At 44.4% G+C, this 6,735-nt stretch carries 6 protein-coding genes; all 6 read left to right on the top strand.

All coding sequences use genetic code 11. The annotated features are described in order from the left end of the window. The first annotated feature begins 117 nt into the window (after window positions 1-117). The 6 genes from ACTQZS_RS15195 to ACTQZS_RS15170 all read left to right on the top strand — a co-directional run bounded on the left by ACTQZS_RS15195 (window position 118) and on the right by ACTQZS_RS15170 (window position 6,077). Window positions 118-1,239 (top strand): tyrosine-type recombinase/integrase, encoded by a 1,122-nt coding sequence (locus tag ACTQZS_RS15195; RefSeq protein ID WP_441476570.1) that lies wholly within the window; start codon window positions 118-120, stop codon window positions 1,237-1,239. 346 nt (window positions 1,240-1,585) lie between these two features. Beyond that, window positions 1,586-2,983: a diguanylate cyclase domain-containing protein gene (locus ACTQZS_RS15190; RefSeq protein ID WP_441476569.1), complete on the top strand. Its 1,398-nt coding sequence runs from the start codon at window positions 1,586-1,588 to the stop codon at window positions 2,981-2,983. Then, window positions 2,961-3,527: a DapH/DapD/GlmU-related protein gene (locus tag ACTQZS_RS15185; protein WP_441099149.1), complete on the top strand. Its 567-nt coding sequence runs from the start codon at window positions 2,961-2,963 to the stop codon at window positions 3,525-3,527. The genes ACTQZS_RS15190 and ACTQZS_RS15185 overlap by 23 nt, the downstream gene beginning before the upstream one ends. Window positions 3,528-4,167: 640 nt before the next feature. Continuing rightward, the gene (locus ACTQZS_RS15180) at window positions 4,168-4,560 is read left to right on the top strand and encodes a GntR family transcriptional regulator (protein WP_441476568.1); all 393 of its coding nucleotides are present in this window, start codon (window positions 4,168-4,170) and stop codon (window positions 4,558-4,560) included. 45 nt (window positions 4,561-4,605) lie between these two features. Next, entirely contained in the window at window positions 4,606-5,301 is a 696-nt protein-coding gene (locus ACTQZS_RS15175; protein ID WP_441476567.1) for an ABC transporter ATP-binding protein, read from the top strand. After that, window positions 5,295-6,077, top strand: a complete 783-nt coding sequence (locus ACTQZS_RS15170) for a hypothetical protein (protein WP_441476566.1) — start codon at window positions 5,295-5,297, stop codon at window positions 6,075-6,077. The genes ACTQZS_RS15175 and ACTQZS_RS15170 overlap by 7 nt, the downstream gene beginning before the upstream one ends. Window positions 6,078-6,735 lie beyond the last annotated feature (658 nt).

The raw sequence follows: 6,735 nt of genomic DNA, 5'->3' as shown, positions 1-6,735 counted from the left end.
GTCTCAGGATCTACCGGCGGAATGCAGGAAACAACTTAACTAGCAACTTGCAGCTGCCAGAAATGGCAGCTGTATTTTTTAATAAGGTACTGGCGGTTTACCGCTTACGAAAATTATATGCCAAGACTTAAAAAGCGTGCTGACGGGCGTTTTAGAGCGTCATTCACATATCAAAACAAAGTTTATTATGTATATTCGAAAAATCGGTCAGAACTTGAAACTCTCAAAGCTGAAAAGCTGAAAGAATTACAAGAAGCAGAAGAAAACTATCAAAATCCAAAACTTGATAGTTATTATGAAACATTCACAAGAATTAGAAGCCGAGAAATCAAAGAATCTACAATTCGAGCACAAACAATACAGTATAATGTCATAGCGCACACGGAGCTTAGAAAGGGACTTTCCTTTGGTCAAATGCGAATCCGCGACATTCGCAGAAAAGATATTGAAAAGGCTCGTGAAATATTGCTAGACAGTGGGAAGACACCACAATATCTGAATAACTGTTTTGCACATCTGAATCATGTTTTTAATTCAGCTTTGATAGATGAAACCATAGATAAAAACCCTTGTAGAGCGTTGAAACCGTTGCGAAGAACAGACCCATTAATTACAGACAATGAACATGGTAAACATAGGGCACTGACTGAGGAAGAAACCGAGAAATTTTTCGCGGCGGCAGCGGACAGTTATTATCTGAATCTGTTCAAACTCATGATAAATACCGGGATGAGGATTGGAGAAGCGACCGCCTTGTATCCGACAGACATAGATTCCAGAGAGGGCTATATACACGTTCGCAGATCAATTATACGAAATTCAGTGGGCGGCTATGAGGTGGGACAGGATACGAAGACCACAAGCGGCACGCGCGACATACCGCTGACTGATGAAGTGAATAAAATCATACAGAACCAGTACCAGTATAATTTGTTTGTCTTTGGTGAGAATTACACGGGATTATTGTTTCCGTCACCAGAGAAAAATATACTCCGAGAGTATACCGTAAACAGATCAATAAAACGCATTTGCAAGAAGGCAGAAATTGAAGAGTTTACATGTCACGCTTTCCGCGCAACATACGCAACGAGATTTATTGAACAGCGACCAGACGATTATAAAACACTTAGTGAGGTTTTGGGACACAAAGACGTTTCTATTTCGTTGAATCTGTACACGCACGTTATGAGGAGTAGAAAAGTTGAAGCGATAAACGCCGTACATATAAAAACAGGCTGAAAGGGTCAAAGTACGGGTCAATGCGGTAAAAAACCCTATAAATAAAGGCTTTGCGGAAAAAGTCCCATCTTCCGCATTGAACTTTTACCGGAAAATCCTTTGAAATCAAGGGTTTCCGGTATTTTTTATTGCCCGGAAACGGATTCGTGCGACAAATATGCGACATTTTCGTGCCCTGAAATACCCGAAAAGCCGCGAAAATGGGTCTGAAAAAGAGGCTTTAGATGACGTTTTACAGAGAGCGATGTGGTATCTGAAAATTACACGCTGTTTTTCCTCTAATTCGTGCTTTCTGCGACAAAATATGTTACTATATACTAATATATTTGCGCAGAAGGAGAAAAATTTGGACAAAAAGACAAAGAAGAGGGGGAGCGCACTCCGCAAAAGGTGGATCATTACCGGTATCGTTTTTTTGCTATGTGCAGCTGCATTATGGCTCTTTATCGGGGCGGTACGCAGAAAATCCGCAGCACAGATGAGAGAGATGTGCCGTCTGAGCGAGCAGGCACGGATAAGCGAGCTTAACGCAGACATTGATCAGTGCAAGGATATCACCCAGACGCTGAAATTACTGCTGCAGGACAGCGACAGTGGAGAAATCCGGAATTTTACCATGATCTCCAGGAATATGCTGTACGGCCGTAATGAAGTGGCTTGCCTGCAGCTGGCTCCGGATGGAATCGTCAAGGAGACATATCCTGAGAATGCCGGATACTCGGATAAGAAAGATCTTTTCCAGGATAAGGAAACAAGGGAAATATGTGAGTATTCCAAAACGTCTGGCGCGATTGTGGTTCAGGGGCCGATAGAGATGAAACGGGGTGATTCATGTATCGTGGTGCGGAATCCTGTTTATCTGTACGGGCAGGACGGGAAGAAGCACTTCTGGGGCTTTACCATTGCGATTATCCGTGTTTCCAAGGCATTTCAGGCAGCGCTGAATTCCCTGAGTTCCTTCGGATATGATTACCACCTATATAAGACAAATCCGCTGGAAACAAAATATCATCTGGTGAATTCTTCAAAAAGATACCTGGTGAAGCCTGAGACGGTTTCCTTTGTAAATGGTGGCTGCACCTGGCGGCTGGATGTGACGCCGAAAAAAGGCTGGCAGGTTACCGATTCCTTGAAAAATTACTATTATTTCGGCTCGGTAATCTGTGTTCTGATCACGGCGCTGGTATATCTGGTTCTGATGATTTCAGAGGACCGGAAGAAGCTTGTGTCGATGTCAGAGCATGACAGTCTAACCATGCTGTTAAACGGACGAAGGTTTGGCACGGATGCCGCTGCCGCTGCCGCGCGGGCAGCGTCGAACGGATGCGGATTCGGAATTATTTATATTGATCTCAACTGCTTCAAGAAGATTAATGATCAATATGGTCATCAGACCGGTAATGATGTTCTGGTGGAGGTGGCTAAGAGGCTTTCTGCGTCGGTGCCATATGCAGCTTATCGGCTTGGCGGGGATGAATTTGCTCTTCTTGTAACAGATGATTTTACGGAGGACGGATATCGGGACATTATTCGGGGCATCAAATCCTTTTTTGAGGCGCCGGTTGTTGTGGGAAGTCATCTGATTTATGTCAGTGTTAGTGCGGGATATGCGCTTTCTTCCAGAGATGGAAACGATCCGGAGAAGCTCAGGTCAATTGCGGATCAGTGGATGTATCGGGAGAAGCAGAAGTATCACAGAATGAAGGAGATAGAGAATATTGATGGGACTAAGCAAGCTTATTGAGTACTTTAAAACCAGTGATACTATTGGCGAAAATCAGGAGGCTATAGAGACTATGCGTTACTATAGCCGCGAATCCCAGAAGCTGACCATGGAATTAAATACCAGTTTTCATGAGCCGGAAGAAATCGCGGAGCTCTTCTCCAAAATTATCGGAAAACCGGTAGGAGAGGGATTTGGGCTGTTTCCTCCTTTTTATACGGATTTTGGAAAGAATATTACAGTAGGAAAAAACGTCTTCATCAATTCTGATTGTAAATTTCAGGATCAGGGCGGAATTTTTATTGACGATGATGCCCTGATCGGACCAGGAGTTGTGCTTGCAACACTGGACCATGATTTCAACCCGGAAAAAAGACATCAGATGCATCCCGCACCTATCCATATTGGAAAAAGAGTCTGGATTGGTGCAAATGCAGTTATTACCAGGGGAGTAACCATTGGAGATAATTCTGTTGTCGCAGCGGGTGCGGTTGTAGTGCGTGATGTACCTGAAAACACGGTTGTTGGGGGCGTACCTGCCCGCATGCTCAAAAGTATTACCTGAGGATTCTCCGGTACGCCTGTAGACATTGTGTAAGACATTGCGTTACGTACCCATCGTAGCCAACGCAGTAGTGGTTGAAGCAGGAAGCTCCGACTTCTATAAGTCGGAGTAGTTCACGTCCGGCCACAGAGCACTGATGATGACGCAGCTTGCCACGGGTTTATTGTACGTGATTGCATTTTTCTTTGGGAAAAGCAGCATCGTGCTTCTGTTTGTAGTTTCGTTTTGCGCAACCGCAGTAAGTGGAAAGGAAAAAGTAAAAGAGAATAGAAAGCATTTGATTCAGGAGACCTCAGGCGGATACTGCAGAGGTCTTTTTTTACGCGAACAGTGAGCCGCAGTCGAATGCGAAGTATTCGTGTGCGGCGAGCGTCGCGATAACGAGATAAAACTCGCGCAGCGTGTTTTATCTCGTTGATGATGGAAAATACCGCGGAATCTTCAGATGTGTACTGCTTCTTACAAAGAGCAAAAATGAATGTTTGTCTGCATGTAGAATCATGTTGAAATTATTTTTTTGTCATATTGTATTAATCTATTGACACAGACGAGTACTCGTGATATTGTTCTAGTGTACTAAGGAACTAATACAGACATGCGAAAGAGATGATTGCAAGGCCGTAGGGAGGTGGTTATACAGATGGCATGGGAATTTAAGAACGGTATTCCGATTTATCTTCAGATTATGGAAGGAATAAAAACCCGGATTGCTGGCGGACTGCTTCCGCCGGGAAGCAAGCTGCCTTCGGTCAGAGACCTTGCTGCGCAGGCAGGGGTGAATCCGAATACGATGCAGCGGGCGATGACGCAGCTGGAGCAGGAAGGGCTGCTTTATACACAGCGGACAAGCGGAAGATTTGTGACGGAGGATGAGGCGAAGATGAAGGAATTAAGAAGCAGCCTGAGTGAGAGGTATGTGGAGGAATTGTTCACACAGCTTTCGCGGCTTGGTATGACAAGAGAGGAAATCATTTCTGAAGTCAGCCGGTGGAGACCACAGGAAGATGAGAATGTTAATAAGAGCAGTGAATGAAAATCATATTTATTTTTCATAGAAAAGGATGTAAGGAGAAAAATAATGGCAGAAATAGAATGCAGGGATCTGGTAAAAAAATATGGGACGAAGGTTTCGCTGAATGGGGTGAACCTGTCTCTGGAAAAACAGAGAATCATCGGGCTGGCGGGGCCGAACGGAAGCGGAAAGACGACGCTCATCAAGCTGATTGAGCGTCTGCTTACGCCGACATCCGGGGAAATCTTAATTCACGGATTGCAGCCGGGAAAGGAAACAAAGGAAATGATCTCTTACCTTCCGGACCGGGATTTTCTTCCGGATTGGATGAAGGTAAAAGAGCTGCTGGATTTCTTTGAAGCTTTCTATAGCGATTTTGATCGGGTTAAGGCTGAAAATCTGATGGATAAGCTGGAAATCGACTACAATTTGAACTTTAAAAAGATGTCGAAGGGTACCCGGGAAAAAGTGCAGCTGATTTTGTGCATGAGCCGCAAGGCAGAGGTATATCTGCTGGACGAACCGCTTGCCGGCGTGGATCCGGCGGCGAGGGACTACATTATTCATACAATATTGGAAAACTATAACGAGGACGGATTGGTTCTGATCTCTACACATTTGATTACAGATATTGAATCGATTTTGGATGAGGTGATTTTTCTTCAAAACGGAAAAGTCCTTCTTCACCGGAACGCAGATGATCTCCGCGCGGAAACGGGAAGAAGCATTGATGATTATTTCAGGGAGGTATTCGCATGCTGAGCAAGTTAATCGGTTATGAAATGAAAGCGTTTGGAAGGATCCTGTTTCCGGTTTATCTGGCGATCGTAGTGGTTGCGGTACTGCTGGGCATTGATTTCCGTCTGTTTTCGTCCCCGGAAGGTGCGGCAGGATCTGTTGCGCTTACCATTATACTTGTACTTTTGATTGCGGCCGTGTTCCTTATTACGATTATTCTTTCTGTAGGGCGCTTTTACACAAATCTTCTGGGGCGGGAAGGATATCTGATGTTTTCCCTGCCGACGGGAACGGGAAGCCTGATCTGGGCGAAGGTTATTTCTTCCGTCATTTGGAGCCTGTTCAGCGTAATCGTGGCAGCTGCATCGGTCATTCCATTTTTCCTGATCCCGTCTTTTTCTGAGGAAATGGAGAAAATCGAAATCAGCAGTATCGTCTCAAAGGTTTTTGAAGCGGCGGCGCCGTATACGGCAACTATTGTGCTGGGAGTTCTTATTGTGATTGCCTCGACTGTTGCTGCGATCGTTCGGATATATGCGGCCATATCCATCGGACATTTATGGTCGGATCACAGAATTATCGGTGCGGTTCTGACGTATATAGGATTTGAGATTCTGGAATTGATCATAATGGCCATTTTGGGCAGCAGCCTTTTCATAACAATTAACCTTCCGGGTTTATTCCGTGCGATGGGATCAATCGGAGCGGAGGTGTCCGTTTTGCTGGGGTGTATTGTGATAATTGCAATTTATAGTATCGTTACCTGGATCGTTCTCGACAGGAAACTTAATCTGGAGTGAAGCTGAAATACCCGCCTTATCTCAGCGGGATCGAAGATCATGGCGTCGGTTGAGAAAAACGTCTCACCGGCGCATTCCTTTTTCTCTGGTGTGAACAGGTTCCACAAAAGGTGCACGGGTTCGTTGATCCAAAGGATAAAATGATGTATGGTTACGATCTGCACCAGGCAATCAGAACCGCAAAGACCTGCCCGTGGGAGCAATCAGCTTGAGGGTGACACAACAAATGCTCAAATTGCCTGAACAATAGGTACAATAGCATGCGGCATGTTGAGCCGCTGGGTGAAAAACGCATATTTGAAGGAAATATCAGTGTTAAAAAATTTCTTCAAAAATCTACAATTCATGGTTGACATTCATGCCCTACGGTGTTAAAGTATCATTTGTCGCCGAAATACAGCGACAGCACAGAAGTAACACAGAATGAACATTGACAACTGAACAGTAAAACACATCCTCGAAAATTCAAATGAAGTTTTATAAAATTTTTGTTTGAACGATCGATGAGTATTCATGGATGTAACGTTCAAATGAACGATACATGAAGTGATTACGATCCTTTAAAACAGTAAAAAGGGATGAATTAGCCAAGTGTTAATTCTGAACGAATCAATCTTTTTTATGAGAGTTTGATCCTGGCTCAGGATGAACGCTGGCG

Source organism: Bilifractor sp. LCP19S3_H10, assembly GCF_052119185.1.
Lineage (GTDB): Bacteria > Bacillota > Clostridia > Lachnospirales > Lachnospiraceae > Bilifractor.
Note: the sequence above shows the minus strand (reverse complement) of the source record. Positions and strands in the feature narration are given on the sequence as shown.

Excerpts from the sequence above, each read along its gene's own strand:
- ACTQZS_RS15170 (WP_441476566.1), top strand. The coding sequence starts at position 5,295 with ATGCTGAGCAAGTTAATCGGTTATGAAATGAAAGCGTTTGGAAGGATC.
- ACTQZS_RS15175 (WP_441476567.1), top strand. The coding sequence starts at position 4,606 with ATGGCAGAAATAGAATGCAGGGATCTGGTAAAAAAATATGGGACGAAG.
- ACTQZS_RS15180 (WP_441476568.1), top strand. The coding sequence starts at position 4,168 with ATGGCATGGGAATTTAAGAACGGTATTCCGATTTATCTTCAGATTATG.
- ACTQZS_RS15185 (WP_441099149.1), top strand. The coding sequence starts at position 2,961 with ATGGGACTAAGCAAGCTTATTGAGTACTTTAAAACCAGTGATACTATT.
- ACTQZS_RS15195 (WP_441476570.1), top strand. The coding sequence starts at position 118 with ATGCCAAGACTTAAAAAGCGTGCTGACGGGCGTTTTAGAGCGTCATTC.